At 71.5% G+C, this 24,467-nt stretch carries 31 protein-coding genes; 5 read left to right on the forward strand and 26 right to left on the reverse strand.

Annotation, left to right across the window (positions count from 1 at the left end):
- From EIY87_RS00265 to EIY87_RS00275, 3 genes are all read left to right on the forward strand, one after another.
- On the forward strand, nucleotides 1–299 hold a 299-nt coding region (locus EIY87_RS00265), incomplete at its 5' end, for a hypothetical protein (protein ID WP_225439623.1).
- A gap of 136 nt (nucleotides 300–435) precedes the next feature.
- On the forward strand, nucleotides 436–687 hold the full coding sequence (locus EIY87_RS00270; RefSeq protein WP_125305590.1) for a hypothetical protein: 252 nt from the start codon (nucleotides 436–438) through the stop codon (nucleotides 685–687).
- A 555-nt stretch (nucleotides 688–1,242) separates the two neighbouring features.
- Complete coding sequence (locus EIY87_RS00275) at nucleotides 1,243–1,584, forward strand: hypothetical protein (RefSeq protein WP_125305591.1); 342 nt, start codon at nucleotides 1,243–1,245, stop codon at nucleotides 1,582–1,584.
- 53 nt (nucleotides 1,585–1,637) lie between these two features.
- Here EIY87_RS00275 and EIY87_RS00280 read toward each other — a convergent pair whose 3' ends face one another.
- Together EIY87_RS00280 and EIY87_RS00285 are read right to left on the reverse strand one after the other, a co-directional pair.
- The gene (locus EIY87_RS00280; RefSeq protein WP_125305592.1) at nucleotides 1,638–1,901 is read right to left on the reverse strand and encodes a hypothetical protein; all 264 of its coding nucleotides are present in this window, start codon (nucleotides 1,899–1,901) and stop codon (nucleotides 1,638–1,640) included.
- Complete coding sequence (locus EIY87_RS00285; protein WP_125305593.1) at nucleotides 1,894–2,202, reverse strand: hypothetical protein; 309 nt, start codon at nucleotides 2,200–2,202, stop codon at nucleotides 1,894–1,896. The genes EIY87_RS00280 and EIY87_RS00285 overlap by 8 nt, the downstream gene beginning before the upstream one ends.
- A 128-nt stretch (nucleotides 2,203–2,330) precedes the next feature.
- Between EIY87_RS00285 and EIY87_RS00290 the strand changes: the two genes are divergently transcribed.
- Both EIY87_RS00290 and EIY87_RS00295 read left to right on the forward strand, forming a co-directional pair.
- Entirely contained in the window at nucleotides 2,331–2,513 is a 183-nt protein-coding gene (locus EIY87_RS00290) for a hypothetical protein (protein ID WP_125305594.1), read from the forward strand.
- A 54-nt stretch (nucleotides 2,514–2,567) separates the two neighbouring features.
- Complete coding sequence (locus EIY87_RS00295; protein ID WP_125305595.1) at nucleotides 2,568–2,819, forward strand: hypothetical protein; 252 nt, start codon at nucleotides 2,568–2,570, stop codon at nucleotides 2,817–2,819.
- Nucleotides 2,820–2,917: 98 nt separating this feature from the next.
- On the opposite strand, the gene EIY87_RS00300 is transcribed toward EIY87_RS00295, so the two are convergent.
- The 24 genes from EIY87_RS00300 to EIY87_RS00420 all read right to left on the reverse strand — a co-directional run bounded on the left by EIY87_RS00300 (nucleotide 2,918) and on the right by EIY87_RS00420 (nucleotide 24,363).
- Nucleotides 2,918–3,220, reverse strand: a complete 303-nt coding sequence (locus EIY87_RS00300) for a hypothetical protein (RefSeq protein WP_125305596.1) — start codon at nucleotides 3,218–3,220, stop codon at nucleotides 2,918–2,920.
- A 39-nt stretch (nucleotides 3,221–3,259) separates the two neighbouring features.
- Nucleotides 3,260–4,276 carry a glycoside hydrolase family 25 protein gene (locus EIY87_RS00305; protein ID WP_158641266.1) on the reverse strand — a complete coding sequence of 339 codons (1,017 nt, stop codon included), beginning with the start codon at nucleotides 4,274–4,276 and terminating at the stop codon, nucleotides 3,260–3,262.
- A gap of 2 nt (nucleotides 4,277–4,278) precedes the next feature.
- Complete coding sequence (locus tag EIY87_RS00310) at nucleotides 4,279–4,974, reverse strand: collagen-like domain-containing protein (RefSeq protein ID WP_125305598.1); 696 nt, start codon at nucleotides 4,972–4,974, stop codon at nucleotides 4,279–4,281.
- Nucleotides 4,971–5,216, reverse strand: a complete 246-nt coding sequence (locus tag EIY87_RS00315; protein ID WP_125305599.1) for a hypothetical protein — start codon at nucleotides 5,214–5,216, stop codon at nucleotides 4,971–4,973. The genes EIY87_RS00310 and EIY87_RS00315 overlap by 4 nt, the downstream gene beginning before the upstream one ends.
- 34 nt (nucleotides 5,217–5,250) lie before the next feature.
- Nucleotides 5,251–5,724 (reverse strand): hypothetical protein, encoded by a 474-nt coding sequence (locus EIY87_RS00320; RefSeq protein WP_125305600.1) that lies wholly within the window; start codon nucleotides 5,722–5,724, stop codon nucleotides 5,251–5,253.
- 13 nt (nucleotides 5,725–5,737) lie between these two features.
- Complete coding sequence (locus EIY87_RS00325; protein WP_125305601.1) at nucleotides 5,738–8,950, reverse strand: carbohydrate binding domain-containing protein; 3,213 nt, start codon at nucleotides 8,948–8,950, stop codon at nucleotides 5,738–5,740.
- On the reverse strand, nucleotides 8,947–11,094 hold the full coding sequence (locus EIY87_RS00330) for a phage tail protein (protein ID WP_125305602.1): 2,148 nt from the start codon (nucleotides 11,092–11,094) through the stop codon (nucleotides 8,947–8,949). The genes EIY87_RS00325 and EIY87_RS00330 overlap by 4 nt, the downstream gene beginning before the upstream one ends.
- A 161-nt stretch (nucleotides 11,095–11,255) precedes the next feature.
- Nucleotides 11,256–11,699 (reverse strand): hypothetical protein, encoded by a 444-nt coding sequence (locus tag EIY87_RS00335; protein WP_125305603.1) that lies wholly within the window; start codon nucleotides 11,697–11,699, stop codon nucleotides 11,256–11,258.
- Nucleotides 11,700–12,194, reverse strand: coding sequence for a hypothetical protein (locus EIY87_RS00340; protein WP_125305604.1), 495 nt, complete (start codon nucleotides 12,192–12,194; stop codon nucleotides 11,700–11,702).
- 6 nt (nucleotides 12,195–12,200) lie between these two features.
- Nucleotides 12,201–12,611: a phage tail tube protein gene (locus EIY87_RS00345; RefSeq protein ID WP_125305605.1), complete on the reverse strand. Its 411-nt coding sequence runs from the start codon at nucleotides 12,609–12,611 to the stop codon at nucleotides 12,201–12,203.
- 13 nt (nucleotides 12,612–12,624) lie between these two features.
- Nucleotides 12,625–13,359 (reverse strand): hypothetical protein, encoded by a 735-nt coding sequence (locus EIY87_RS47520; RefSeq protein ID WP_158641267.1) that lies wholly within the window; start codon nucleotides 13,357–13,359, stop codon nucleotides 12,625–12,627.
- Between the two features lie 16 nt (nucleotides 13,360–13,375).
- Complete coding sequence (locus EIY87_RS00360) at nucleotides 13,376–13,837, reverse strand: hypothetical protein (protein WP_125305606.1); 462 nt, start codon at nucleotides 13,835–13,837, stop codon at nucleotides 13,376–13,378.
- Entirely contained in the window at nucleotides 13,837–14,799 is a 963-nt protein-coding gene (locus tag EIY87_RS00365) for a hypothetical protein (protein WP_125305607.1), read from the reverse strand. Before EIY87_RS00365 ends, EIY87_RS00360 begins: the two co-directional genes overlap by 1 nt.
- 4 nt (nucleotides 14,800–14,803) lie before the next feature.
- Complete coding sequence (locus EIY87_RS00370) at nucleotides 14,804–15,082, reverse strand: hypothetical protein (RefSeq protein ID WP_125305608.1); 279 nt, start codon at nucleotides 15,080–15,082, stop codon at nucleotides 14,804–14,806.
- Nucleotides 15,079–15,489: a hypothetical protein gene (locus tag EIY87_RS00375; protein WP_125305609.1), complete on the reverse strand. Its 411-nt coding sequence runs from the start codon at nucleotides 15,487–15,489 to the stop codon at nucleotides 15,079–15,081. Before EIY87_RS00375 ends, EIY87_RS00370 begins: the two co-directional genes overlap by 4 nt.
- Before the next feature lie 146 nt (nucleotides 15,490–15,635).
- Nucleotides 15,636–18,494: a phage major capsid protein gene (locus tag EIY87_RS00380; protein WP_158641268.1), complete on the reverse strand. Its 2,859-nt coding sequence runs from the start codon at nucleotides 18,492–18,494 to the stop codon at nucleotides 15,636–15,638.
- Nucleotides 18,491–19,165 (reverse strand): hypothetical protein, encoded by a 675-nt coding sequence (locus tag EIY87_RS00385; protein WP_125305611.1) that lies wholly within the window; start codon nucleotides 19,163–19,165, stop codon nucleotides 18,491–18,493. Before EIY87_RS00385 ends, EIY87_RS00380 begins: the two co-directional genes overlap by 4 nt.
- Nucleotides 19,166–19,184: 19 nt before the next feature.
- Nucleotides 19,185–20,669 carry a hypothetical protein gene (locus EIY87_RS00390; protein ID WP_125305612.1) on the reverse strand — a complete coding sequence of 495 codons (1,485 nt, stop codon included), beginning with the start codon at nucleotides 20,667–20,669 and terminating at the stop codon, nucleotides 19,185–19,187.
- A complete protein-coding gene (locus tag EIY87_RS00395; protein ID WP_125305613.1) occupies nucleotides 20,666–20,923 on the reverse strand; it encodes a hypothetical protein in 258 nt (85 codons plus the stop codon). Before EIY87_RS00395 ends, EIY87_RS00390 begins: the two co-directional genes overlap by 4 nt.
- A 5-nt stretch (nucleotides 20,924–20,928) precedes the next feature.
- Complete coding sequence (locus EIY87_RS00400) at nucleotides 20,929–21,159, reverse strand: hypothetical protein (protein WP_125305614.1); 231 nt, start codon at nucleotides 21,157–21,159, stop codon at nucleotides 20,929–20,931.
- 14 nt (nucleotides 21,160–21,173) lie between these two features.
- Nucleotides 21,174–22,784: a hypothetical protein gene (locus EIY87_RS00405; protein WP_125305615.1), complete on the reverse strand. Its 1,611-nt coding sequence runs from the start codon at nucleotides 22,782–22,784 to the stop codon at nucleotides 21,174–21,176.
- Complete coding sequence (locus tag EIY87_RS00410; protein ID WP_125305616.1) at nucleotides 22,765–23,436, reverse strand: hypothetical protein; 672 nt, start codon at nucleotides 23,434–23,436, stop codon at nucleotides 22,765–22,767. Before EIY87_RS00410 ends, EIY87_RS00405 begins: the two co-directional genes overlap by 20 nt.
- A 179-nt stretch (nucleotides 23,437–23,615) precedes the next feature.
- Nucleotides 23,616–24,077, reverse strand: a complete 462-nt coding sequence (locus EIY87_RS00415; RefSeq protein WP_125305617.1) for a hypothetical protein — start codon at nucleotides 24,075–24,077, stop codon at nucleotides 23,616–23,618.
- Nucleotides 24,078–24,081: 4 nt separating this feature from the next.
- The gene (locus EIY87_RS00420) at nucleotides 24,082–24,363 is read right to left on the reverse strand and encodes an HNH endonuclease (RefSeq protein ID WP_125305618.1); all 282 of its coding nucleotides are present in this window, start codon (nucleotides 24,361–24,363) and stop codon (nucleotides 24,082–24,084) included.
- Nucleotides 24,364–24,467: the final 104 nt, after the last annotated feature.

The following is a 24,467-nucleotide window of genomic DNA, read 5'->3' on the forward strand; positions in this document are numbered from 1 at the left end:
ACGATTGGTGCCAGCACTTCGGTACCAGCTGGTACCAAGTCGGGACGGGACTAGCGGCCGAGGCGACCATGACACACGACAAGTGGCGATCCGTGCGGGAATTCTCCACGACCGACGAGAACGGCAATCCGACCCAGCTCGTGATCGGACTGGTCGAACTACCCGGCGACCGCCTCGAACCGGCGATCCAGGTCGACGGCAGAACAGCCCTGATTCCGCTCGAGGACATCGGCAGCGCAGTGCCTGAAGCCGTCCGTGGCGCACTGACTGAGTGGTGGAAGCGGCAGGGACGGGGATGACGGCGCCGACCAACACAGTCCCGCGCCGGGTAAGCGCCGGCTCGGGAGCCGGGTCTCCGACGGTCGCAGGCCTGGCCGTCGGAGACCCGGTGCCGGGGCCGCCCAACGCCGGTCACGTCTACCGCGGTGGCGTTCGATGACCGCCGGCACCATCCACCTCGACCCCGACCTCATCCACCCCGTCATCGACGACGAATGGCACCGCCTCAAGGACGGGACCACCCCCCAGACCGGCGACACCGTCGAGATGCTGTGCGGCGTGACCGCCACCATCGGATACGAACCGCTCGCGCACCGACGCCGCGACCGGCCACCCACCTGCTGCCCAGCCTGCGACGCCATCACCCGCAAACGACAGGGCATTCCCCGACGGCGAGGTGACCGTTGACCAGCGATCAAGCACGACCAGCCCGCTACTACGAGGACCAGTTCCGCTACGCGCCGAACGGCAAACGGGTATCCGAGCTGACCGACGAACAACTGCTCGCGTTCGACCCCAGCCGCCTGCCACGCCCTGACCCGCTCCCCAACGCCCCGGCACCCACGCCGGGCTCCTAACCCCCTGGCCGCTGTGTCTCCTGTGCGAGGTCCTCCGCAGCGGCCAGGCCTCAACTCCGCAGACCCGAAGGGATGCAGGCCCCGGGTGATCGCGGAGCGCCGCCCGCACGGAAGACGGGCGGCACCCCCCTGCCGGGGCGCCTGCACCCAGGGGGCGCCCCGGCAGGTTCCACACGTCGCCCGCCACCCCGTCCCCGGGTTCCAGTCCTCCGGGGTAGCGGGCGACCCCCACCGCGCCGGGCCCCGGGCCTCGGTCCCGCCGGGGCCCGGCGCTCCTCGCACCGTCGACCACTGACCAGACCGCTGCCCTACGACACGTAACAACCACACCCCATGGAACGACTCCAGACCCGCACCCGCACACCCGTCCTGAGGGGAACCCCCGATGCACCGTCTCGTCCTGACCGCTGCCGTCGCCGCAGCGGCCGCCTTTTCGCTCACCAGCTGCAGCCCCGCGCCGCCCGACCCGAAGGCCGAGTGGACGAAGTCGGTGCAGGCCGCGGGCTTCACGCTGAACGGCACGCACACCTACGACGAGATGTTCGAGAGCGCGAAGGCGTTCTGCGGCGCGGGCTCGGCCCTGGGGATCACCGGTCTGGCGCGCACCGCGCTGAACCCGGAGCAAGCCGACCAGACGGCGATGCCGGCGCGCGGCCAGGACCCGGACACCGCGGCGAAGGCCTACGGCGACGCGACGTGGAAGTGGGCCTGCGGGCACCAGCAGTAGCGCGCGGCGGACACACGAAGGCCCCCGCACCTGGGCAGGGTGCGGGGGCCTCGTCATGTGTCCGGCGGGTCGTCGGCGGCCTGGTCGTCGTCGGCGCCGGGCTGATAGATCACGTCGCTGTCGAGCGCGAGTACGCCGTGGAACGCCACGCTGCGGTGCCCGTTGGTCTCGACCACGTAGTAGCGGTCATCGGTGATCTGCGCGGTCTCCGCGACGTTCGGGTGGAAGTGGTAGTCGGCGACGACCTCGGACACCGTGCCGGTCGCCCGGTAGCGCAGCTTCGTGCCGACCGGGAACCGCGGCCGGTCCTCAGCCACCGCGGGCCGCCTTCCTCTCGGCGGCCTTCGCCGCGCGGCGGTCGGCGAACTCGAAGTGCTGGTCGACCTCGCGCTGCTCGGCGGCAGTGCCCTCGACCAGTCCCAGCCACGCGTCGAGCGTGGGCCGGGAGATGCCGAGCGCGGCCGCGGTGGTGCCCTTCCCGTAGCCGTGTCGCACGGCGATCGCGGCGTCGATGCGGCGCGCTCGCTGCTCGACCTCGACTGCCTTCTCGGCCTTCGTCACCCGGTCGGCCGCCGCCTGCAGCAGCTCGGCGACGTACTCGTGCGTCTCGGTGTCCACGGTGGGACTCCCCTCGTGTCGGCGTAAACCGACCTTACGCCACCCCAAGTTGATCTGTAAAGGGGGTTTACATTTGCCCACCCGTCGATGTAAAGTGACTTTACACCCACCGGAGAGAGGAACACGAGATGACCGAGCAGCCCACCACCCCCGAGGTCACCGAGATGGAACTGGTCGACATGCGCGAAACGCTGGTGAACGCGGGCATCCAGGGCGCCGCGACCGCACCCAGCGACAAGGTGATCGCCCGGATCGAGACGTTCTGGCCGGGCGGCGTCGCCGGGTACCGCCGGGACCAGTACGGCAAGTAGCCCTCCCGCCCCCGGCCACCCTCGGCCGGGGGCGCCCCTCGAAAGGAGACCACCATGCCGGACTCGACGGACATCACCGCGCAGTCCCTCCAGCTGTTCCTCTCGTTCGCGCGGGACGCGCCGAACTGGTCGGGCGAGCCACTGGTGTGCGGCCTCGGCGCCGAAGGCCGCGGCAACCTCACCCAGCTCAAGAGAGCGGGGCTGCTGCGGACGTTCGACTACGACGGAGACACGTTCGTCCAGTTCACCCCCGCCGGAATCGAGCTCGCAGCCCAGCACGGAATCACGCTCAGGGACACACGCTGACCGCGCCTCGGACGCACGAAGGCCCCCGCACCCGGACAGGGGTGCGGGGGCCTTCCACCGTCCCGAGGGGGTGGAGGGGACGGCTGCCTGTGTGCCGGCTACGTCAGCGGCGGCTCATCCTCCGGCAGCACGCCGGGCCCGGACACCGCCGGAGGCGGCAGCTGCGGCGCGCGCGGGGTGTGCCTGGCGCGGTAGGCCGCGACGAACGTCAGCCCGCCTGTGACGGCCATCTCGACCAGGACCGCCACCCAGTCCGGGACGACGCCGTGGAAGACGTACAGGCCCAGCAGGGACAGCGCGCCGGCGGTCAGCGTGGCCGCGAGGGTGCCGGCCTTCACCTTCCGCTCGACCGGCTGGCGGTCGTCGCCCTCGACACCGACGCGGGGGTAGGAATTTGTCATCGATCGGTCCTCTTTTCCGGGTGAGTGGCGGGCGGGCGGTCAGAAGAGGTCGAGCACGAAGGCGGTGCCCTTGGGGGCCGAGTACTCCAGGTCCGCCCAGCAGGCGCCCGGCAGCGCGAACCGGCGCTGCGACAGCACGCGGTCCTTGTAGTTCGGGTCCGCCTTGGGGTTGTGGCCGACGCCGGCCTTGTCCGACCCCCACGCGTAGATGTTCCCGATCCACAGCGGGCTGGCCGCGTCGCCGTCCTTGTTCAGGGGCGGGCGCGCCAGGATCGCGGCGACGTCGGTGCCGGAGAGGTTGACCCGGACGGTGTTGACGCCGTCGTTCGGCGAGGTGACGGTGATGCGCTCGAGCATGTCGACTACTCCGGTGGTGAGGACGGAGCCGCCGGCCCCGCCGCTGGTGGACTGGCCCAAGAGCGCGGCCAGCTGAGCGCGCGTGCCGCGGTAGGCGGACGCGTCGAGGGGCGCGTATCCGGCGATCCGCGCGCTGCTGGTGAACTGCAGCAACGCGACGTCGCGGCCGCCGTAGCCGGTCCAGTACGACTCCGGCACCTCGGCCCACTCGTCGGCCAGCGTGCCGACGCGGTTGTTCGGGTAGCGGCTCGACCACAGGTCGGGCCAGCCCGTGAGGGTCGGCCGGCCCCAGACGTCGCGCCAGTACCAAAGCGGGATGTACCCGACCGGCACCCGCCAGCCCTCGGCGCGGATCGCGTTCAGCACGTTCGTCGCGTGCGCGTAGGACGGCTTCGATCCGTCGGCCGCGGTCTCGACGTCCGGGATCACCGGCACGTCCTTCGGCACCGTGGCGCGCATCAGCGCGACGTGCTGCGCCGGGGTGGCGTTCGCGCGGATGAACCAGTACGCGCCGACGAGCTGGCCGGCGGCGCGGGACTCGGCGAGGTTGCTGGCGAAGTACGGGTCCACGTAGGACCCGCCTTCACCGGCCTTGATCAGGCACAGTTCGCACCCGTCGCGGCGGGTCTGCGCGAGGTCGAGCGACAGCGGCTGGTGGTGGCTGACGTCGATGACGAACGTGATCGGTTGTGCGGCCATGCTCATTCCCTTCGGCGGTTCGTGAGCGCGGACGGCAGCACCGCCGGCGTCGTTTCGGTTGGCGGCGGCGAGCTCGGCGGGCACGCGGCGTCGCCGGCCGCGCCCTGGTCGACGCGGGTGCGGCCGTCGCTGAAGTCGTTGTAGGTGTGGCACGCGCCGGCGTCGTCGCGGTCGAAGTACTGCCGGGTGACCGACACGCCGTCCTTGCCGTCCGAGCCGGGTGTGCCGGGCGCGCCGTCCTTCCCGGGGGTTCCGGCCACGCCCGGCGTCCCGGCCGTCCCTGGCGTCCCTGGGGTGCCGTTCTGGCCCGGTTTCCCGTCGGCGCCGACGCACTGCTGCGGGGTGGTCAGGCACGGCGGCGTCTGCCCGGGGGCGCCGTCCTTGCCGTCGCGCCCGGGCAGCCCCGGCACGCCGGTCGCACCCGTCGCGCCGGTCGCGCCCGCGGGTGCGGGCTGGACGACCGGGGTGCCGCCGAGCTGGCGTACCTGCTCGGCCAGCTGCGCGATCGCGCCTTGTCCGTCGCGGCTGTCCTCGCGCAGCGCCGCGATCTCGCCGGACTGGCTGAACGCGATGACCGCCAGCCACACCAGTCCGCCGAGGACCAGCGTCACGCCGAGGTAGACCAGCCACTGCGTGCGCGGCTCGCGTGCTTCCTTGGCGGCCGGCTTCACGATGCCCCGCTCGATCTCACCCGTCACGGTTCGCCGTCCTTCGGTTGGCGCTTAAGGATTTCCTCGACGACCGCGGCGATCGCGGCCCGCTGATCGTCGTCCTGGTCCTCGTCCTCGCTGCCGCCGGTGACCTTGTCGATCGCCTTCTCGGCCGCGCGCTCGCGCTCCCGTTTGGAGCCACGCTTGATCGCGTAGAGGCTGACCACGATGCCGCCCACGGACGTGATGCACGCGGCGATTCCCGGGAGCAGCTCGGCGAGATCACTCACGCCCACCCCGCTTTCTGTCCAGAGTGGAGCGTCATCAGTTGCCCAGCCGGTACACCGCGACACCGGTCACCAGGTCGCTCGCGCCTTCGCGAGTGGCGTTGCTGCCCGGGGATGAGTAGCCGTAGCAACGGAAGTTGCCGCCCGCCGGGATCTTCATCGACACCGCGCACGAGGTGTTCAGCGCCCCGGTCTCCGAGCTCTTCGACCAGGTCTGTGTCGTGCCGGACCCGGCGATGAAGCAGTAGTGCCCGCCCGCGGCGGTCGCGCTGTGCCGGACGGACAGGCTGATGAAGTACTCCCCGCCGACACCGACGGTGAAGACGCCGGCGGCGACGGAGATGCCGGAGTTCACCTGGCCGGAGGTGCCGATGTAGGGCACCCAGTTGTTGATCAGGGTGGGCGTGCCCAGCGCCAGGTCGGCGTTGATCGTCCACTTGCCCTGCTCGTAGCCGCCGCACGCCCGGTTGATCAGGTCCGCGACGGCGTCATCGCCCGCCAGAAATCCCACGTCGTTTCCCCCTCTACAGAGCCAAAGTCGCGGGCCGCGCCAGCCCGATCGCGGTCCCGGCCGTCTGCGCCTTGACCACCCGGTTCACGCTGCGGGTGACGGTGAACGTCTGCGGCCCTTGGAAGCTGAGGTCGTCGACGTAGAACACCTGCCCGGCCGCCGGTGTCCCCGACAGCAGCGGGATCAGCTGCGCCAGCGCCGCCCCGGCCGGGGCGGTGTAGGTGCTGGTGAACGGGGTCCAGGTCGCCGCCGAGGCGGACCCGGCGACCAGCGAGGTGGAGATGAACGATCCGGCCGCGGTCAGCCAGTTCACCGCCAGCGCGAAGTTGCCGGCGACGGCGTTGGTGAACCATGCCCACCCCGACACCGTCACCGGCATGCCGGCCACGACCGGGATCTGCTCGCTGCCCATGCTCACCGTCGCCGCCGCCCCGGTCGGCACCAGCCGCGCGGCGAAGGACCCGGAGTGCTTCTGGGTGCCGCTCTGCGTGAACGAGCTCGTGCCCGAGTTGCCCCACGGCGACAGGCCCGCCTCGAAGCCGGTGTTCGACAGCATCTCGTTGGCCACCGCGGTCGCCGACACCATTTCCCCGCCGACGCGCAGGGAGATCGGCATCGCCGCCGGGTTGGTGGTCCACTGCTGCCCGGACGGCGAGGCGACCACCAGCGTGGGCGCCGTCGACGTCGCCGCGGCCGCCAGCTGGCTGTCGCCGGCGTCCCACTTGGACCCGGCGGTGTCGAGCTGCAGCGTCTCGAACGAGGACTCGGGCGCGCAGTTGAACGTGATGGTGTGCTCGAACTGGCCGATCTTCTCGGTGTAGCCGCGGGCCAGCAGCGACAGCGTGTCCGGGCTGATCTCCAGCTTCGGGTTGGCGACGGTGATGCGGTCGTCGAGATTGACCGCCAGCGCCGCCAGCGCCCGCGCCTGGTCGTACTGGGCCAGCGCGGCGAGATTGACCGTCAGCGACGCGTACCGGGCCTCGTCGTTGGTGCCGACGTGCACCAGCCACCCCGCGGTATCGGCGGTCTGGGAATCGGCGGCCAGGTTCAGCGTGAGCGCGTCGTCGTAGCGGCCGGCGCCCGCGCCGTCCGTCGGCGCGGTGACCGCCAGCGGCCCGGTCGTCTGGGTCACCCGCGACGAGCTGCCGTTCGTGCGGGTGACGGTCATGTCGTTGCGGGTCGCGGCGTCGTCTTCGACCGGCAGGAACGGCGGCGGCACGTGCCCGTCCGCGCTGTAGTCCAGGGCCAGCACGGCGGGCTGGTTGTAGAGCGAGGAACGGGTGCGCAGCCACAGCCCCAGGACGCTGCGCGATTCGTAGAGGCTGCCCAGGTCCGCCTTGACCGCGTCGTCGATCAGGTCGGTCAGGTTCGCCACGCCCTGGCGGCCGAGCGCGGCGCTGCCGACCCCGACGTTGCGTGACTCCTGGAACGGCACGCTGTTCTCCGCGGCCAGCCGCGCGACCCGCGCGCTGGTCGTCTCGCCGCTGTAGGCGTTGAGCTGCGAGCGCAGCGCGAAGATGCTGGCGATGTTGTTGCGCGCGGTGATGTGTCCCATCGCCGAGGCACTGACCTGGGTGTAGGGCGATGCCGACACGCGAACCGGTGCGCCGATCGTGTACCCGACGATGGTCACCGGGGTGGTGGCGAAACCGCCTCCGCTGTCGCCCGGGTAGAGCAGGCCGAGCACCCAGCTGACGTTGCCCCCGACCTGGGTGAGCTCGACCGAGAGCATCAGGGGTACGCCGAGCAGCCCGAGCGTCGGCACGATCGGTGCGGAGGTGCTGATCGCGGTCCGGGTCTGGTCGTAGAACCGCAGCAGGATGTTCCCGCCGGTCTGATAGAAGACGTCGACGAACGCGCAGGTTCCCGTGGTCTGGATCTGCAGGAACGTCGCCTGATCGGTTTCGCCGGTGGAGGGCACCGACAGCAGGAATGTCGACTGGATCTGGCCGGTCGCCGCGGCGCCGATGATGGGCGCGCCGACCCACCGGGTGTTGTTCGGCTTGGCGATCGGCAGCGAGCCGGGAAACGAGGAGTCCGCAGCGAACTGCGTTTTGCCCGGGCCGGAGATGAGCATCGGCGCGCCGCCGAGGCCGGAGGCGATCTGGGTGGCGTCGGTGCCTTCCTCGACCGGGTAGTACGCGAGGTTCGACGGGCTGATCGTCTGGTTCCCGCGCAGGTACGTGCCCCGCAACGGGGTCTGTCCTTGGCCGAGGCGCCGGCGGATCCCGGACGTGGTCGGGGTGGTCCAGACGTTGTTGCCGGAGACGTCCCAGCTGGGCGGCCATTTGCTGATCTCGCCGGCGTAGCGGGGCACCCGCACCTCGAAGTTGGTGTAGGAGAACACCGCCGGTGCGTTGGTGTTGCCTGATGCCAGGCCGGAGCGGATCCCGACCCACCCGGGTGCCCGGCGGAAGAGGCGGTCGGTGCGCCCGTCGACGGTCCACGCGTAGGGCTCGGCGGCCGCGGCCGGCCAGACCTTCGCGCGCAGGTTCTGCGCGTCCCTCGCGAACCGCACCCGCAGCGCCTGCCCGGTGAAGGTCAGCCCGGTCACGGTGGTGTCGGCGACCACGACGGTGCCGTCGAAGTGGATGATCGCCAGCGTCACGGTCCCGGCCGGGGTGACCTTCAGCAGGGCCCGGAAGTAGTCGGTTCCGGACAGGCCGCCGATCATCAGGTTGGCCGGCTCGACGTTCCCGCCGGTCGCGGCCGAGAAGGGCAGCGACACGGTCACCGCGACGTCGACGTCGTGGTAGAGCTGGCTCGTCAGGTTGGTGTACCGGTAGCTGGCGGCGGTCAGCACCGTGTGCTTGCCCGCGCCGCCGGACACCGCGAAGTCGCCGACACCGGAACCGGCGCCGGTCCACCCCATGTCCCAGAGTCCGCCGACGTCGGCCGAGGTCCAGCCGTTGGAGACCGTACGGCCGGTGAAGCTGTCCTTGGCCGTGCGCACCGCGATCCGCACCGGGGTGTTGCGTCCGAGCCCGGTCGGCCCGTAGAGCGGCGACATCGGGTTTTTCGGGGAGTACTTGCCGGTGCGGTTGTTCAGCCGCAGGGTGCACGACTGGGCGGGTGCGTCGCCGGAGGCGTTCGGGCGGCCGCGGGTGATGGTGATGACCGCGCCGTCGGCGACCTGGACGTCGCTGAAGATGTCCTGCCAGCCGCCGAGCGCGTACATCTCGACCGTGACATCGCGCGGGGCGAACGGGAAAACCGGGGCGGTCACGCGAACGCCGCCTGCAGGTCGCCGCCGTAGTCCCCGCGCACGGTTTCCCTGATCACGCCCAGGAGCGCCGCGCCGGCGGTGGTGCCGTCGGTCATGAACCGCACCTGCACGGCCTGGGCGGCGGCGCCCGCCGACGCTCCGGCGCTGGCGCCGCCGTTGATGCCGATCGTGCCGCCGAGCGAACCGCCGGCCGCGCGGGCGATCTCGTCGCCGATGCCGCCGACGAAGCCGCGCACGGCGCCGAAGCCGTCGACGAGCGCACCGTGGAAACCGCCCATGATCGCGAGCCCGGCCGGCACGAGCAGCTGGCGGTCGTAGGAGAGCGGGCCCTTGTGCGCGGAGATCCAGGACCCGATGCCGCCGACGAAGTCGGTCACCGACTTCCACGCGCTTTTCAGACCGCTCAGGAACCCGTCGAGGATGGCCCGGCCAGCGCGGACCAGCAGGTTGCCGAGGTCGCCGAGTGCGTCGAGGATCCGGCCGGGAATGCCGCGCAGCCAACCGATCGCGTCGTTCCACTTGATGACGATCCAGTCCTTAACGGACTGGAACCACCCGGCGATTTTGCCCGGCAGCGACCCGAACCAGTTGAGGATGCCCTTAATGCCGTCGACCGCCCAGCCGATGGCGGCCTTGATCGCGTCCCACACGGGACCGATGTGGCTGGTCAGCCAGTTCAGGGTCGTGGTCCAGGTGCCGATCATGAAGGTCTCGAAGTCGACGAACCGCTGAATGAGCCAGGTCAGGGCCGGGGCCAGCAGGTTGATCAGCCAGGCCGCGAGCTGGGCGACCAGGGTGATGATCGGGGTGATCGCGACGACCAGCTGCGCGAGCGGGGGCAGCAGTTGCACGATCGGCGGGAGCAGCTGCAGCAGCGCGCCGATCACCGCGGTGAAGACCGGCTGCAGCGCCGTGAGGATCTGCAGGATCGCCCCGCCCAGCGTGGCCGCGAGCTGGCCGAGGGTGGGCAGCAGCGGCACGATCGCCGCGGCGATCTGGCGCAGCGCGTCGCCCAGGAACGTCGAGATCAGCCCGGCGATCTGGGACACGATCGGCATCAGCTGCAGCAGGATCGGGGCGAGCGCGCCGGCCAGCTGAGCGGCGATCTCGGCGACCGCCGGGACCAGCGGCATGATCGGCGACAGCAGCGAGAACAACGCCGGGATGAGCGGCGTGACGGCCTGCAGGATCTGCGTGAACGCCGGCAGCAGCGAGCCGGTCAGCAGCGACCCGAGCTGGGTGAACAGTTCGGTGATCGCCGGGCCGGCCGCGGCGAACGCGCCGACCAGCGCGTCGGCCAGCGGCTGCACCGCCTGCGCGACCGACACCAGGACCGGGGCGAGGGACTGGATCACCGGGATCAGCGCGCCGGCCAGGCCGTCGATCAGGGTGCTGATCACCGGCAGGATCGCCTGCAGGATCGGGGCGCCGGCCTTGGCCAGCTCGGCGAGCACGGCACCGAGCACGTTGAGGGTGTCGGCCAGGAACGGGCCGAGCGCGGAGAACGCGGCGCCCGCCGCGCCGGCGGCGGTCGAGAGGTTCGCGAACAGCCCGCCGACCCCTTCGCCGAGGGAGGCGAGCAGGTCGGCCAGCCCGTCGAACACCGGCCCCGCGGACTGGATCGCGGTCAGGAACCCGGGCATCGCGTTGAACGCGAACGCCGTCACGCCCTCGGTCAGGGTGGTCAGGTAGGGGCCGATGGTGGAGAAGACCGTCCGGATCGCCGGGGTGAGCTGGTCGAAGGTCTTGCCCAGCTCGCCGGCGATGCCCTTGAATACCGGCACCAGCGGCTGCGCCGCCGAGGTCAGGACGGTGGTGACGTGCTGGCCGAGCCCGGTGAAGGCGTTTTTCACCACCGCGTTTTCGGCCAGGATCTTCGCGCCGATCCCGGCGAACAGCAGCGGCAGCGCCGCCAGCCCGCCACCGGCGGCCAGCGAGGCGGCCGAGGCGACCCCGCCGAAGATCGCGAACTGCTTGGTCAGCGACCCGATCCCGGCCAGGTTGTCCTTGGCCTGCTTGCCGGTCGTCTCGCCGACCATGCGCAGCACACCCGCCGTGGCGATCGCGTCGCGGCGGATCTCGGCGAACACTTTGGACACGGTCTCGCGGCCGAGAATGTTGAACAGCAGGGAGGTATCCGACATGACAAACACCTCCCCGCTATTCAATTGGCACACGAAAAGCGCGCGCTATTGCCGGTTGCGCTCTTTGAGGAATTCGTCGACGAACTCGATCGCCCCGGTCAGTTGGGCGACCGTGAGGCGCTCCTGCGGCTCACCCACCGGGGTGTGCAGGATGTGGGCGATCAGGAACTGGTAACGCTCGCGGGCGGCGCGGAGTCGGCTTTTCCCGGCGCCGCGGCCGCGGCGGGGTCCTCACCGGCCTCGGCCTGCGCCAGTTCCTGGTCCACCCACGCCAGCGCCCGGTCGCGCAGCTCGTCGGACAGGTCCCCCATCAGGGCGATCTTTCCCCGCCAGAGCCGCCACTCCGGCACGTCCAGCTCCACCTTGAGGTCCTTGGGCCGGAAGTCGACGTCGTCGAGGCGCAGCTTCGGGTGCGCCTGGCGGCGCAGGTGCCACAGCAGCGCACGCCGGGCCCGGACGCTGCCCTGCATCACCGCCAGCGGGAAGGACTCCCACGCCACGCCGAGCTTCGCTTCGATCAGCTCGGCGTCGCGGGCCCGCACGTCGTCGGGATCGAAGTCCCACACCTGCGGTCCGTTGCCGTTTTCGGTCAGTGTGATCTTCATTTATCTCACCCTCCTCGCCACCCGCTGGGCGGCCTCTTTCACTGCTTCCTCCACCGCCGTCCGGAATTCGCGTTTCCGGTCGGCGATGGTGTCGTCGAACCAGCCCGGTTTCCCGAGCTGGTCCACTTCGGGCTCGCGCCCGAACGTCAGGTGGTGCCAGCCCAGCGGCGAGTTGAACCGCCGCGGTGCGTTGCGGAAGTTGCGCAGCGAGCCGGTTTCCTTCGCCACGATCCGCACACCGACGGCCTTGCCGTTCAGCTTCGCGACGACCTGAGTCTTCTGGGCGATCGCCGAGCGGATGCTGCGGCCGGCGTGCCCGGTGGTCGGCGCCGAGCGGATCGACGCGCGCACCGCCTGGCGGACGGGCTGGGCGGCCTTGCGCAGCTGCTTCACGATGTCGCGTTTGAGCGCCTTGCCGTCCTCCTCCAGCCGCAGCGCCCGCGCCATCTCCATCAACTTCCGCTCGGCCGGGGAGAAGTCCAGCTCGACGGGCATCGCGGCCTACGCGGTCTGGCGTGCCATCGCGCCGGAAGTCGGGAACTCGACGTCGACTTCGGCCGCGGACCCGACGTCGCCGGAGATCGGCACCCACTTCTTGATCAGGCAGTTGCCGGTGTAGCCGGGGTTCGACGTCGACCGCGCGGAGTTGACGGCCCGGACTTCGAACGTGACAACCGTTCCCAGCAGCGCCCACATGATCGCGTCGAGCGCGGCCGCGGCGAAGTCCTGCTTGAACTTCAGCTTGATCGACCCGCTCTTGAGCCCGCCGAGGACTTCCTTCCAGCCGCCGGAGCCGAACGTCGTGACGTCCTGCTCGTCGACCTCGGCCGTGGCCTCGATCGAGCTGCAGTAGCTGGACAGGTCGCTGGCGTTGAGCGTGACGAACGACGCCAGCAGCACCATCTTGGCCATGAGTGTTTCTCCTTTACGCGATGCCGAAAGCGACGACGAACAGGAACGACGGAGTTGTCCCGGAGATCGTCCACTTCGGACGCCACCAGGTGTCGGTGACCGGGCCCGCGGCCCGCTGGATCTGCCCGCTCACCGCGGTCGCCGCGGCGAACGTGGTGCGGGTGGTCGGCGCGGCGAAGGTGTTGTCGGGCGCCGACTCGACCGCGACCGTGATCGTGGGCGACGCGGTGCCGGCGACCGAGAGCACGTGCAGCGCCGCGTAGACCTGCTTCCCGGCGGCGACGGCGCCGAGCTGGACGCCGGCGCCGGTGCCGGTCGCGGTGCGCGCGGTGCCCGGGTCGTGGCCGATCTGCCCGCGCACCACCGGCCAGGTGCCCATCGCCTTGGCCTTCCACGGCGCCACCGAGCCGACTTCGCCGAGCAGCTCGTAGGAACCGTTCAGCGCGTTGGTGAAGTAGGCCAGCGTGCCCACGCTCGCGCCGCCCGGGGTGACCGTCCACCCCGACAGCCCACCGAGCGCGGCCCACCGGTTGTCGTCCACCTTGGACGCGTCGAACGCTTCCCACTGGCCCTCGGCCGAGACCTCGGTTTCGGCGAGCCCGGCGATCACTTCGCCCCAGCCGCCGGAACCGAAGCTCGTGGTGTCCTGCGCGTCGAACTCGCTGGACCACTCGACCTTGTTGCTGTTGCCGGTCAGGTCGGCGCCACCGGTGAAGATTCGCGCGTTGAGCAGCACCTGCTTGCTCATGTGCCCACCCCTCTCGTCACACCAGCTCGGAGCGCACGGTCACGCTGTAGGTCAGGACGGCGTCGGCGCCCTCGTCGTCGAAGCTGGACTCGATGTCGCCGGACTCGACGGTCTGCACCAGCACCTGGCCGCCGCCGGTCGGGTCGCCGGCGAGCAGCTCTTCGAGCACCGTGCCGAGCTCGGCCGCGCGCAGCTCGGCGGCGTACACATCGGACTTGATCTTGCGGACGGCGACGTACACCGACAGCGTCGCGATCTCGGTGCGCGGCTGCCGCCCGCCGCCCACGCTCGGCGAGGCGAACGTCGACAGCGTCTGGTCGATCCGGACCCGGCCGAAGAAGATGCACTCCCGCTGCATGTACTTGCCCGGGTTTCCGTACGCCACCTGGATCTTCTCCAGCGGCAGCCCGGGCCCGGTCTGCGCGGCCAGCGCGTCGACGAGCGCCTTCTTCGCCGTGACCGCGGCGGTGCCGGCCATCAGCGCACCCCACCGTGGAACATGCTCAGCCACTGCGGGTCGAAGTTGAGCTGCCGTGACGCCGGCGCCCCGGAGCTGCCGGTGCTGCCGTCCTCGGCGTCGAGCCCGTACCGCGCGTACACCGCATCGACGTCCGGGATCCCGGTGGACTTGCGCTTGGGCAGCGTCAGCCGGTACGTGCCGCCGTCCACCGACGTGAAGCTGGACGCGCGGTCCGGCACCATGCTGCGGTGCTTGTTGGCCAGGCTGCGCAGCCGCACCAGCGCGGCCTCGCGCAGCGGCTGCGGCGGCGCGTCCAGCCCGTACTCGCCTTCGAGCACGACGTTGGCGTTGCCCTCGGTCCAGAAGCCGGAGTCGGTGCGCCGCAGCATCCCGTCCGCGGTGACCGCCAGCGCCGCCAGCTGCCCGGCTGACAGCGCCACCGTCGGCAGCCCGGTGCGCGGGGCGACCGCGGCCGAGCGGATCGCCCGCACATCGGCCTTGCCCAGCAGGACGTCGGAGGTACCGGTGCCGTCGAGGGTCTCCCGCCAGTAGCGCGGGACGAACGCGCGGCCGCAGATCGCCTCGCACTCCAGCTCGGTTTCCAGCCGTGCGGCCACCAGCACCGGCGTCGGGAAGTCCTCGACGTCGGCCAGCTGCGCGTCGGCCGCGCGGATGTAGGCGATGGTGAAGAACGTCCCGCCGGCGACCTCGACCAGGTCGGTGACCGTGGTCGGGTTGCCGGCGATCGTGCCGGTCCAGGTGACCGTCAGCAGCGTCACCGCGGCCTGCGCCGGCAGCACGAACGTGTACTCCCCGGTGCCGCCGTGCGCCGCGGTGCCGGAGGCCACGGTCGTCCCGGCCGGGTCCTTCAGCACGACGGCGACGGACCCGGCCGAGACGTCGACCGGGGTCTCCTCGTCGAGCAGGAAGACGTGCCGCAGAGTGGCCGCCTGGCCGAGCACGACCCGTGTCAGCTCCACCGGCTCAGCCCACCCACACCGAGCCGACCAGCGCGCCGGCCGCCTGCAGGTAGAGCCCGGCCGCGCAGCGCAGCCCGTCCGGGGCGTTGACGTGGCCGCTGCCGTTCGCGGCGAGCGCGATCGTGGCCACGACCGTTCCCGACGCCGCGGACGCGTTGTCGAACAGGGTGACCACGTTCGCCGATCCGCTGGTGTCGCGCAGCGACAGGCCGCGGAACGTGCAGGGACCGGCGCTCACCGCGCCGGTCCCCGTCACGTTGCGCGGCTCGGCCTGCGACGTCACGAACGCCACCGCAGCGCGACCTGCAGCAGACCGGCCGGGATCGCCAGGCCCGTGCCGGAGTGCGCGATCGTGGCGGTCAGGACGTCCCCGGCGGCGGGCTGCAGGTCGCTGGACGTGCCCGAGAGCGTGCCCGAGTCCGCGGCGTTCGCGGTGCCGTTGCCGGCGGCGTAGGACCGCGACCACGGCACCACGGACCCGGCGCCGTTGCTGCCCCGGTTGCGCAGGCTGATGGTCGCGAAGTTGGTGCCGTTGGCGGTGATCGCGGCGCCCGGCACCCAGCGCACCGAGGTGATCAGCGCGCCCTTGGGCAGGATCAGGCCGGGCTGCTCGACCGCGGCGCCGGCGGCGACGGCCGGCACCTCGATCCCGTAGAGCAGGTCCCCGGCGAGGTCGGTGAACTTCGGCATGACGGTTCTCCCCGTTCAGGAGGCGGATACGGGTGCGGCCACACGCCGCGGCCCCCGCCGGAGCACCCGCGTGGTGCCGGCTCGCAAGGGGCAGCGGCGTGTGGCCGCGAGGGGGTTACTGGGGTGCGACGGGAGGCGGGCGCCGGTCAGGCGTTGCCGCGGTAGAGGCCGCGGTGCTCGAGCACCGCGCCGCTGTAGATGTGCCGGATCTTGTAGGTCAGCTTGTCCGCGTCGAACATGCTGCCCACGGTCTGGTCGGCCTGGGTGAACATTTCCGGCTCCTGGCGGCCCTGGTAGAACCCGATCTCCAGCGTCGGGCAGAACGCCGGGTCGGCCCCGAGGTACCACTGGGTCTGCGAGGTCCAGTAGTCGAGCACGATCAGCTCGAGGCCCTGGTGCAGGTTCGGGGTGTTCGTCGGCCCGGCCGGGGTGGCCGGGATCGCGACCGCCGAGGTGGCCAGCTGCCAGCCGAGCTCCTCCAGCCCGGACGGCACGATCAGCGTCTTCGGGATGATCGACAGCACGTTGGACGCGTCGCCGTAGGCCTTCTGCTGGCGCATCTTCGCGCGGCCGGCCGAGAGGTTCGTCTGGCTCAGCGCGTTGGTGTCGGTGTTGGCGTGCAGCGCGTGGAACAGCGCCGTGCCGTCGTAGGTGGTCGCGCCGTTGACGACCAGCATGTCCCAGACGAACCGGAACAGCGTCTGCGCCGCGGCCAGCCCGAGCCGCGTCGGGATCTTGGAAATCGCCCGGATGTCGTCGTTGGCGATCATCTCCAGGGTGATGTCCTCCGTGCCACCCTTCTTGCTGATCGCGTAGGTGATCTCCTCACCCGTCGGCGAGGTCAGCGGCTGGTACGGCGCCCCCTCGTTGACGACCGGCAGCACCCCGTACCCGCCGATCCGCTCGATCCGCTGCGTGCGGAAGTCGTTGATCGGCGGCGTCGAGCTCACCAGCTGGCGCCAGTTCTGCAGGCTGGGCTGGTTGTAGTCGGCGATCATCCGGCGGGTGATCGAGTCACCCAGCGCCAGCGCCCAGGACGCGGCGACCATCGACTCCGTCGAGCGCATCGCCTCACGCGAGCGGCCGGAGCTGTAGCCCTGGCCGAAGCTGGCCGCCAGGATGGTGCGGTTGAAGTCCTCGTCGAACGACCGCGGCCGCGCGCCCGTCCAGTCGACGTAGGCCTCCTTGAAGCTGCGGTAGCCGTTGCTGAAGTCGTTGGCGAAGAACGCGTCGAGCGCGTCGACCTTCTTGCTCAGCGCCTCCTGGGTCACCTGCACCGTGTGCCGCGGCGCGAGCTCGGCGCGCTCCAGCGTGGACCAGGCCGCCTTGATCGCGGCGATCTGGGCGTCGACCGTGGCTTCGGTGAAGCGGTCCGGCAGCGCCGCGGTGACCGACTCGGTGACCGAAGCGCGCGCGGCCTCGGGGAAACCGGCGTCGTCCACCTTGGACTTGATCAGCAGGCGGCCCATGAACGAGTCCTTGGCCTCGCCCACGCGCACCGTCTCGGTCTCGGTCGCCTTGGTTTCCGTGCCGCCGGGCTGGGTGGTGCCGGCCGGGGTGCTGGTGGTGGTTTCACTCGCCTTGCTCAGACCGGCCGCGGCGAGCTCCGCGGGCGTGGCGTCCTTGAGCGCAGCGAGCACGTCCGCCTTCGTGAACGTCACGTCGGTCTCCTTCGTGCTCTCCCCGCCGGGCGCCGTGCCCGCGGGGTCGTTGGTGGTGATTCCGCCCGCGACAACACGCGTGGCCTTCCCGCCGGCGGCGGGGTCGGACACGATGTCGACCGACAGGACTTTCGTGATCGCGGTGGCTTCCTGCAGCTGCAGCGCACCCTCGGTCACCGTCTTGAACGTGCCCATGGCGTCGTGGCTGAACCCGACCATCGGGGCCAGCCCGTCGGTCTGCGCGGCCAGCGCCGCTTCCAGGGCTTCGATCGCCTGCACCGCCGAGGGCAGCATCACCGCGTCGGCCTCGATCGCGGCACTGCCGGCCTCGACGTTGCGCAGGAACCCGACCAGCCCGACGATCGTGCCGGTCGCCAGCTCGGCCTCGGTGCGGTGGTGGTCGTAGATCTTCGCGCCCTCGTAGGCCGAGACCGCCGAGCGCATCACCGTCTCCGGGTAGCGGCGGCGGTTCTTGCTGTCGCCGTAGGCGATCGCCTCGATCCGGAACACCCGGTTGCCGTCGGAGTCCTTGCCCTTGGACTCCAGCACCCGGCCCTGGATCACCGACTCCAGCACCCGCCCGGGCAGCACTTCGCCGGCCTCGGCGACCGCGGCCGCCGCCCCCTGCGCGGCGGCGTCGCCCTCGGCGCTCGAGCTCGGCGCCGGCGCGTAGGTCTTGACGACCTCGACCGGCTCGCCCAGCTCCACCGACGTCCCGTCCGGGCTGACCGAGTACGTGCACTGGAACAGCGCGCACTGCGGGCCGTACTCGACGGAGTAGACGACCTCCTCGGCGGACATGTCCGCGATCCACACGTAGCGGTAGTAGCCGTCATCGCAGTCGGTGGACACCTTCGCCCGGACCGCGGTGCGCACCCGCTCCTGCAGGTCCGAGAACGACAGGGTGCCCGAGATCCACGCCTCGGCCGCCTTGCTGTCGAACTCGATCCCCCGGGCCTTGGCCGCGGCGCGGATCTTGCCGCGCAGCTGCTGCAGCTGCCGCGCGTCGTACGGCGTCTCGTGGGCGGCCAGGTGCGCCCAGCTCTCCCGCACCTGGCCGTCGGTGCCCAGCGGGTAGCGGGCCCGCCGGTCGGGCTGCCAGCCGGGGTCGGCGTACTCGACCGCCCCGGCCGGCACCGTGGTCGACTCGGTCACGGCCGTCTCGGTCACCCGCACGGGACGCTCGGGCACGAACTGGTGCCCGCACTGCGGACACGCCACCTGCGACGCCATCGCGGGCCCTCCCTGCTCTTCGATCGGCTCGCCCCGGAAACCGGCCTGAGCGCGCTCCTGCGCGCACGGGCCGCATCCCGGGTCCGAGCACACCGGCGGGTGCTCGCTCATGCCTGCTCGACCTTCTTCGCCAGCTCGGCGACCAGACCCGTGCGCGGCTTCTCGCGGCCCTGCTCGACCTCGAGCGCGCGCCGCGCGCGGTCCTCGTCGTCGCCGACCCAGTCCAGGACCGACTGGGCGTTGCCGTCCGGAACCTCGTCGCCCGCCGGCGGCGTGGTGCCGCCGTTGCCCTGGCCGCCGTCGCCCTTGGCCTTGGCCTCGGCCTGCTGCTGCTCCTCGGACTTCCCGCCGGTCGTCTGCTCCAGCGCCTCGCCGCGCGGGGTCAGGTCGTCCGCGGCGGCTTCCGGGTGCGGCACCGGCACCGGCGGCGGCGGGACCTGGCCGTCCGGGTGCTCCAGCGCCAGGCGCGCCCGCTCGGCGACCGCGGCCGCGTTCGGGTCCAGGCCCTGCTGCCCGCCGGTGGCCGGGTCCGCGGTGGCCGGGTCCGCGCTCTCGCGCGCCGCGTCGAGCTCGGCGACCTCGTCTTCGTCGAACCCGAGCGCCAGCAGGTCATCCCGGCTCGCACCTCGCTTGATCGCGTGCGCGATGCCGTCGGACGTGATGACCGTGTGCTGGCCGTCGTGGGTGGTCACGACGTGGGCGTTGCCCACTTCCGCCACCGCCAGGACCTCGTGCACGGGCATGCCCATCACGCGGGCCGCCTGGTCCAGGGACCACGTCATTGCTTCCTCCACAGTGGACTCAGGGCAGAGCAATGAGCTTGCCGCCCTTTTTGCCGTCGGCGGTGTTGCCGTCGACATGGGTAGCGACGTCGTCGACGTCGCCTTCGGGGTCGTCCAGCTCGGCGCGGTAGGGCACGCCGACGAAGTCCTCCCACGCTTTCTTCGCCGCCTGCTTCGCGGCTTCCTTGCTTAGCGCGCCGATGCTGCGCAGCTTGTCCAGCCCGATCGACAGGTTCATCAGCACCTGCGCCGAGATCTGGGCGTCGGCCGCGGCGACCTCCGGGCCGTGCACCGTCACCGTCTGGGAGGCCTTGACCATCAGCGACTGCCCGGACGCCGGGTCGCGCGCCTCGACCTCGGCCGCCAGCCGCCGCGCCGCGACCGCCCGGTCGACGACGTAGCGCAGCAGCTCGGCCTGCTCGGCCAGGTAAAGGCCCTGCACCCCGGAGATGCGACGCCGCACCGGTTCCGCCATCGACAGCGACGTCGCCCGGTTCGCGCCGTCCGGCTCGGCGAGCCACGTCTTCGACAGCCCGGACCCGGCCGCGGCCAGCGTCAGCACGCTGCTCGCGGCCTCGGTGTCCTCGAACGCGCCGGTCTGCGCCGTCTTCGCGTTCCACTCCACCGACTCGTTGTGCACCTCGACCGAGCCCGAGCGTGGCACGTGTGTGCCGCCTCGGGCCTTGACGAAGTTGTCGACGTCGGTCTGGCCGCCCTTCACCGTCACGTCCCACACCAGGTACCGCGCCAGCGCGGTGCGGTCGATCAGGTTCGACAGGACCTGGTCGTAGGAGTCGAGCCAGTCCAGGACCGTCGAGAGGAACGGCAGCCCGCGGGTGTCGGTGATCAGCGCCTTGTGCGGGGTCCACAGCAGCGCCTCGCCGGTGCGCAGCCCGGTGTAGTCGTCGACCGCCACCAGCTTCAGCTCGTCGCGCTCGGCGCCGTTCTGGAACTTGACCATCTGCGGCCACAGCGGGTTCCCGCCGCGCAGGTAGACCTCTTCGATGATCGACGGGTCCACCGGGCACAGCCGCGTCACCCCGCTGGTCGAGCCGGTCATCAGCTCGGTCAGCGACTCGCCGTTGAGCAGCTCGGTGCGCAGCCACGGATCCTGCAGCGCCGCCATGTTGTTCGCCGGGTCGGTCCAGAACTCGTCGACCACCCGCGCCACGTCGGGGTTGGTGACCTGGTAGGTGACGCCCTTGTCGCCCACGCAGAAGCTCGTGTAGGTGTCGATGATCGCCTTGACCATCGGATTCGACCGGTACCCGGCCACGCTGTACTCGCGCGCCTTCTCCAGCGTCCACGCCGGAACCTGCCGCCCCTGCGACCCGGCCGGCCGGAACCCGCGGTCGCCGTCGATCGGGTCGATCCCGTTGTAGGAGCCCAGCGACGCCCCGGTCGCGACCACCTGCTGCGGGGTCGCCTCGGCCACCCGCCGCGCGGACGGGCGCGCGGCAGCGGCCTCGCGGGCGCGGCGCGGGACGGGCACGATCGACCTCATGCGGCGGCCGGCTCCTCAACCGCGCGCAGCGCCTGGCCCTCGTCGACGGGCGCGGCCGCGGCCGTCTCGGACTGGCCGGCACCCCACATCGACAGGTACCCGAGGCCGGCCGCGAGGATCGAGCCGGTCAGCCCGCCCCACCACGCGCCCGCCAGGCCACCGACCGTGATGGCGATGCCGAGCAGGCCGAGCACGAACAGCACGTTCGCCAGCAGCATGCTCGACACCTTGGGCACCCGGATCCGGATCACCATTGCGATCAGTCCTGGTCCGTCGGCTCGACCGGCGAGAAGTCCACGAAGTAGGCCTTCCCGATCTCGTAGCGGTCGCCGAGCTCGCCCTTCAGCGAGATGTTGAGCTGGCACGCCGGGGTGTAGCGGGCCCACTCCTCGTTCTCCGGGCCGGTGACGGCGGCGAACTGGACCTGGACCTGGCGGTGCTCACCGGCGCCGGTCTCGACCTTCTGGTGCACCTGCAGCTTCGCGCGCATGGCCACTTCTCCCTTCAGAGTTTGAGCCGGGACGTCGGACGCCACAGCTCGGTACCACCGGCGATTCCGCCGGTGTGCTCGGGAACAGCCGCAGCCGCCGGCGGCGGCGTCGGTGCCTTCAGGACGTTGATCCGCGCCAGGTACGCCAGGCGCGCGAGCGTGACGGCAACCAGCGGCGCGATGTTCGCCGCGGACTTCTTGCGGCCCCAGGCGTAGGAGTCGCCCAGCGGCCGCGGCGCCACCCCACCCACCGCGGCGTTGAGCGGGATCTGGCCGATGTGGCGCAGCTTGCCCTGCTCGATCGCGTCCACCAGCGCGCCGCAGGACCCGGCGTATTCGTTGGCCGTCGGGATGAACAGGTCACCGCGGCGCGGCTCAGCGATCTTGCCGTCGTCTCCCTTGGCCGGCAGCGAGATCCCCGCGTCCTTCAGCTCCAGCAGCAGCGACCCGGCCGGGCCCTTCACGTCCAGCGCGACCGCCACCGGGTTCCACTTCTTCACCAGCTCGGCCAGCCGCGGCACGATCCACGCCGTGCCCTCGCGGTGCTCGAGCACCTCGACGTGACCGAGCCCGTCGCTGCGCGGTCCGTACGCGCCGATGGCGCCCCATTTACGGTCCGGGGTGATGTCGATCGCGTAGGCGAAGTCCGTGCCCAACTGGGACGTCGCGTCGAACAGGTCCTTCCACACCGCGAAGCTGATGATGTCGTCGCTGGCGGCCGGGTACGGCGGCCAGATCCCGAGCCGTTCGCGAGCGAAGTCGAACTCGCTCATCTCGCCCAGCTCGGTCTCCTCGATCCACTCCTCGGAGATCCGGATCCCCAGCGCGGGGTTGGTCGCCCACCAGTGCGACCGGTCGTTGAAGTCGATCTCGCCGAGGTTCTCCAGGTCGCCCGCCAGGCCCCAGTCCCGGAACCCCAGCCGCCCGGGCTTGTCGCTCTCCGAGCGCTTCTTGACCCGGAACACCACGATGTCCGGATCGCTCTTCAGCGGCGGGCTCGACGTGTAGATGACCTGCGGGCCGGGCTGCTCCATGCTGCGCGCCGAGAGCGAGGGCAGCAGCGCCGCCTGCTGCTCGTTGGTGTAGGCGAACGCCTCGTCGATGATCAGCAAGTCGCCGGTGAAGCCGCGGCCGCCGCCGCTGCTGCGAGCCAGGAAGTCGATCTTCGCCATGGTGTCCAGGCGGGTGATCGATTCCTTGCCGTTGGTGTTGGTGAACTTCACCAGCACCTCGCGGCCGAGCCCCGGGATCGTCACTCCCCAGAGCTCGTCGTCCTTCTCGTTGACCTGCCGACCGAGCGCCTTGAAGAGCGCCTTGAGCCGGATGAAGGCCTTGATCGCGGTGTTGAACAGGTGGGCGGTCCACACGATCTCGTGCTCGCCCAGCACCAGGAACCCGAAGAGCACCCGGATTTCCAGGATGCTGCCCTTGCCGTTCTGCCGGGCCACGAACTCGGCGTAGGACTGGCAGGCCCACCGCCGGTCGGCGCGGATCCCGAGGATCGCCGCCACGGACTCTTGCTGCCAGCCGTCGGCGACCAGCCCGGCCTGCCGCGACAGCGCGCACGCCTCCGGCCCCAGCGTCGCCGCGTACGGCGGGATCAGGTTAATCCGAGGCCGGCGCACCACCGAGCTTGGCGGCGACGGCGGCGAAGAAATCGACAACGTTCCCCTCGCCTTCGCCCTCGCCCTCACCGGACGTCGCCGGCGCCGGGACACCCGCGCGGCCGCCCGTTCCGGACTGGCGCAGCTCGGCCGCCAGGCCGCGGAAGGTGTTGGCCTGCGCCCGGGCCTCCTTCAGCACGTCGGTCACGTCGACGTGGAAGACCACGCCGTCCTCGGTGGACAGCTCCAGCCACGGCCCGTCGCCGTGCAGCCGCCGATCCAGCGCGGCCAGCCGGTCGGCGATCCGGCACGCCTCGCGCAGCAGCACGACCTGCAGCGGCTTCAGGTCGCCGTGCGGGTTGGCCGCCTGCCACAGCTCCAGCCCGGCCGATCCGAACTCACCGTCGCCGGCGTCCTCGACCAGCGACGACCGCACCCGGTACCCGTCCTCGGACGGGGGCGGCGGTGCCGGTGACCCCGCGCCCGCCGGCACCGCCTGGTCCTCGGTGAGCGAGGCCTGCGCCGCCGCCTCGCACCAGCTCGGCGAGCAGCGGGAATGCTCGCCCTTCTCGTGCGCGCGGGCCACGCCGCAGCGCTGCGCCCGGCAGAGCGCATGGTCGTCGCGGGCGTGTGCGCGGGAGCGCCGGGCGCGCTCCGTGGACGTGTCCGCCATGATCAACAACCCCCCTGCAACGCACCGGCAGCGAATGCCCCTGACCTGCGCAAACACATGCAGCGTTCCGGTCGAAAATCCGTCCGGGGGGGAGGGCGGGTCAGGTGGGCGCGGAGTGGACCGGCGAGACCGAAACGGACTTTTCTTCGTGCGCGAAGTCGATCAACGCTTGATCGACTTCACCACCTGCGCGAGGTCGACAGCCGCGGCGCCTCAGGCCTGCGGTCCACCCCGCTCGGGCCGTACCGGCGGTACCACTCCCTCACCCCCGCGTGGGTACCCCCGGGTCGGCCGTCCGCGGTCGCGCGGCGCAGGCACTCGCCCATGCCCGGGTCCACCACGTAGACCAGCTCGGCCCGCAGCCGGTGCGCGAGCTCGGCCCGCGCACCGGGTGTGGGCACCGACCGCACCACGTAGGCGACGACGTCGTCGGCCGCCCCGATCCGGGCCATCTCCCCCACCATGATCTGCTCAGCCCGCTCGGTCAGGCCGGCCTCGTGCAGCCACCCCCTCGCCGAGCCCAGGCCCCGGGCGATGACGTCCCGGTCGAGCACGATGCCCGGCCGGGCCTGCGCCAGCTGCCCGGCCAGTGTGGACTTGCCCCCGCAGGGTGGCCCGGCGATCAGCACTACGTGCCGCACGTGATCACCACGCCCTCGACGTCTTCAGCAGCTCGAGCTCGGCGAGCGCCTTGACGCCCTTGCGGCTGTTGCACCGCCGGTGTGCCGGCGCGGTGTTCTCCATCGTGGGCGGCCCACCCTTCGACCGCGGGTCGATGTGGTCCACGGTGTACTCCAGCGGGTGGTTGGGCGGGACATCCGCCGGGATCCAGTGCCCGCAGAGGTAGCAGATCCGGCTGGTCGCCTTCCACCGCGCCTTGATCCGGGCCCACGGCCGGCCGGACCGCCCCTGGTGCTTCGCGGCCATCGCTCACCCCCGGCATGACGAAGCCCCGACCCAGGGGCCGGGGCTTCGCTCCCGGAGCCGATCCCGGGACTCGCGGCAGGTGTAGCTGGGGAGCAGGCGGGTCC

The organism is Amycolatopsis eburnea (assembly GCF_003937945.1).
In the GTDB taxonomy this organism is placed as follows: domain Bacteria; phylum Actinomycetota; class Actinomycetes; order Mycobacteriales; family Pseudonocardiaceae; genus Amycolatopsis; species Amycolatopsis eburnea.

Bases quoted from the DNA above. Each gene is read 5' to 3' on its own strand.
- EIY87_RS00360 (WP_125305606.1), bottom strand. From the start codon at position 13,837: ATGGCCGGCACCGCCGCGGTCACGGCGAAGAAGGCGCTCGTCGACGCG.
- EIY87_RS00290 (WP_125305594.1), top strand. From the start codon at position 2,331: ATGACCGAGCAGCCCACCACCCCCGAGGTCACCGAGATGGAACTGGTC.
- EIY87_RS00410 (WP_125305616.1), bottom strand. From the start codon at position 23,436: ATGGCGGACACGTCCACGGAGCGCGCCCGGCGCTCCCGCGCACACGCC.
- EIY87_RS00300 (WP_125305596.1), bottom strand. From the start codon at position 3,220: ATGACAAATTCCTACCCCCGCGTCGGTGTCGAGGGCGACGACCGCCAG.
- EIY87_RS00335 (WP_125305603.1), bottom strand. From the start codon at position 11,699: ATGAAGATCACACTGACCGAAAACGGCAACGGACCGCAGGTGTGGGAC.
- EIY87_RS00275 (WP_125305591.1), top strand. From the start codon at position 1,243: ATGCACCGTCTCGTCCTGACCGCTGCCGTCGCCGCAGCGGCCGCCTTT.
- EIY87_RS00375 (WP_125305609.1), bottom strand. From the start codon at position 15,489: ATGCCGAAGTTCACCGACCTCGCCGGGGACCTGCTCTACGGGATCGAG.
- EIY87_RS00395 (WP_125305613.1), bottom strand. From the start codon at position 20,923: ATGGTGATCCGGATCCGGGTGCCCAAGGTGTCGAGCATGCTGCTGGCG.
- EIY87_RS00385 (WP_125305611.1), bottom strand. From the start codon at position 19,165: ATGACGTGGTCCCTGGACCAGGCGGCCCGCGTGATGGGCATGCCCGTG.
- EIY87_RS00390 (WP_125305612.1), bottom strand. From the start codon at position 20,669: ATGAGGTCGATCGTGCCCGTCCCGCGCCGCGCCCGCGAGGCCGCTGCC.
- EIY87_RS00270 (WP_125305590.1), top strand. From the start codon at position 436: ATGACCGCCGGCACCATCCACCTCGACCCCGACCTCATCCACCCCGTC.
- EIY87_RS00305 (WP_158641266.1), bottom strand. From the start codon at position 4,276: ATGGCCGCACAACCGATCACGTTCGTCATCGACGTCAGCCACCACCAG.
- EIY87_RS00345 (WP_125305605.1), bottom strand. From the start codon at position 12,611: ATGGCCAAGATGGTGCTGCTGGCGTCGTTCGTCACGCTCAACGCCAGC.
- EIY87_RS00380 (WP_158641268.1), bottom strand. From the start codon at position 18,494: ATGAGCGAGCACCCGCCGGTGTGCTCGGACCCGGGATGCGGCCCGTGC.
- EIY87_RS00420 (WP_125305618.1), bottom strand. From the start codon at position 24,363: ATGGCCGCGAAGCACCAGGGGCGGTCCGGCCGGCCGTGGGCCCGGATC.
- EIY87_RS47520 (WP_158641267.1), bottom strand. From the start codon at position 13,359: ATGAGCAAGCAGGTGCTGCTCAACGCGCGAATCTTCACCGGTGGCGCC.
- EIY87_RS00295 (WP_125305595.1), top strand. From the start codon at position 2,568: ATGCCGGACTCGACGGACATCACCGCGCAGTCCCTCCAGCTGTTCCTC.
- EIY87_RS00330 (WP_125305602.1), bottom strand. From the start codon at position 11,094: ATGTCGGATACCTCCCTGCTGTTCAACATTCTCGGCCGCGAGACCGTG.
- EIY87_RS00400 (WP_125305614.1), bottom strand. From the start codon at position 21,159: ATGCGCGCGAAGCTGCAGGTGCACCAGAAGGTCGAGACCGGCGCCGGT.
- EIY87_RS00340 (WP_125305604.1), bottom strand. From the start codon at position 12,194: ATGCCCGTCGAGCTGGACTTCTCCCCGGCCGAGCGGAAGTTGATGGAG.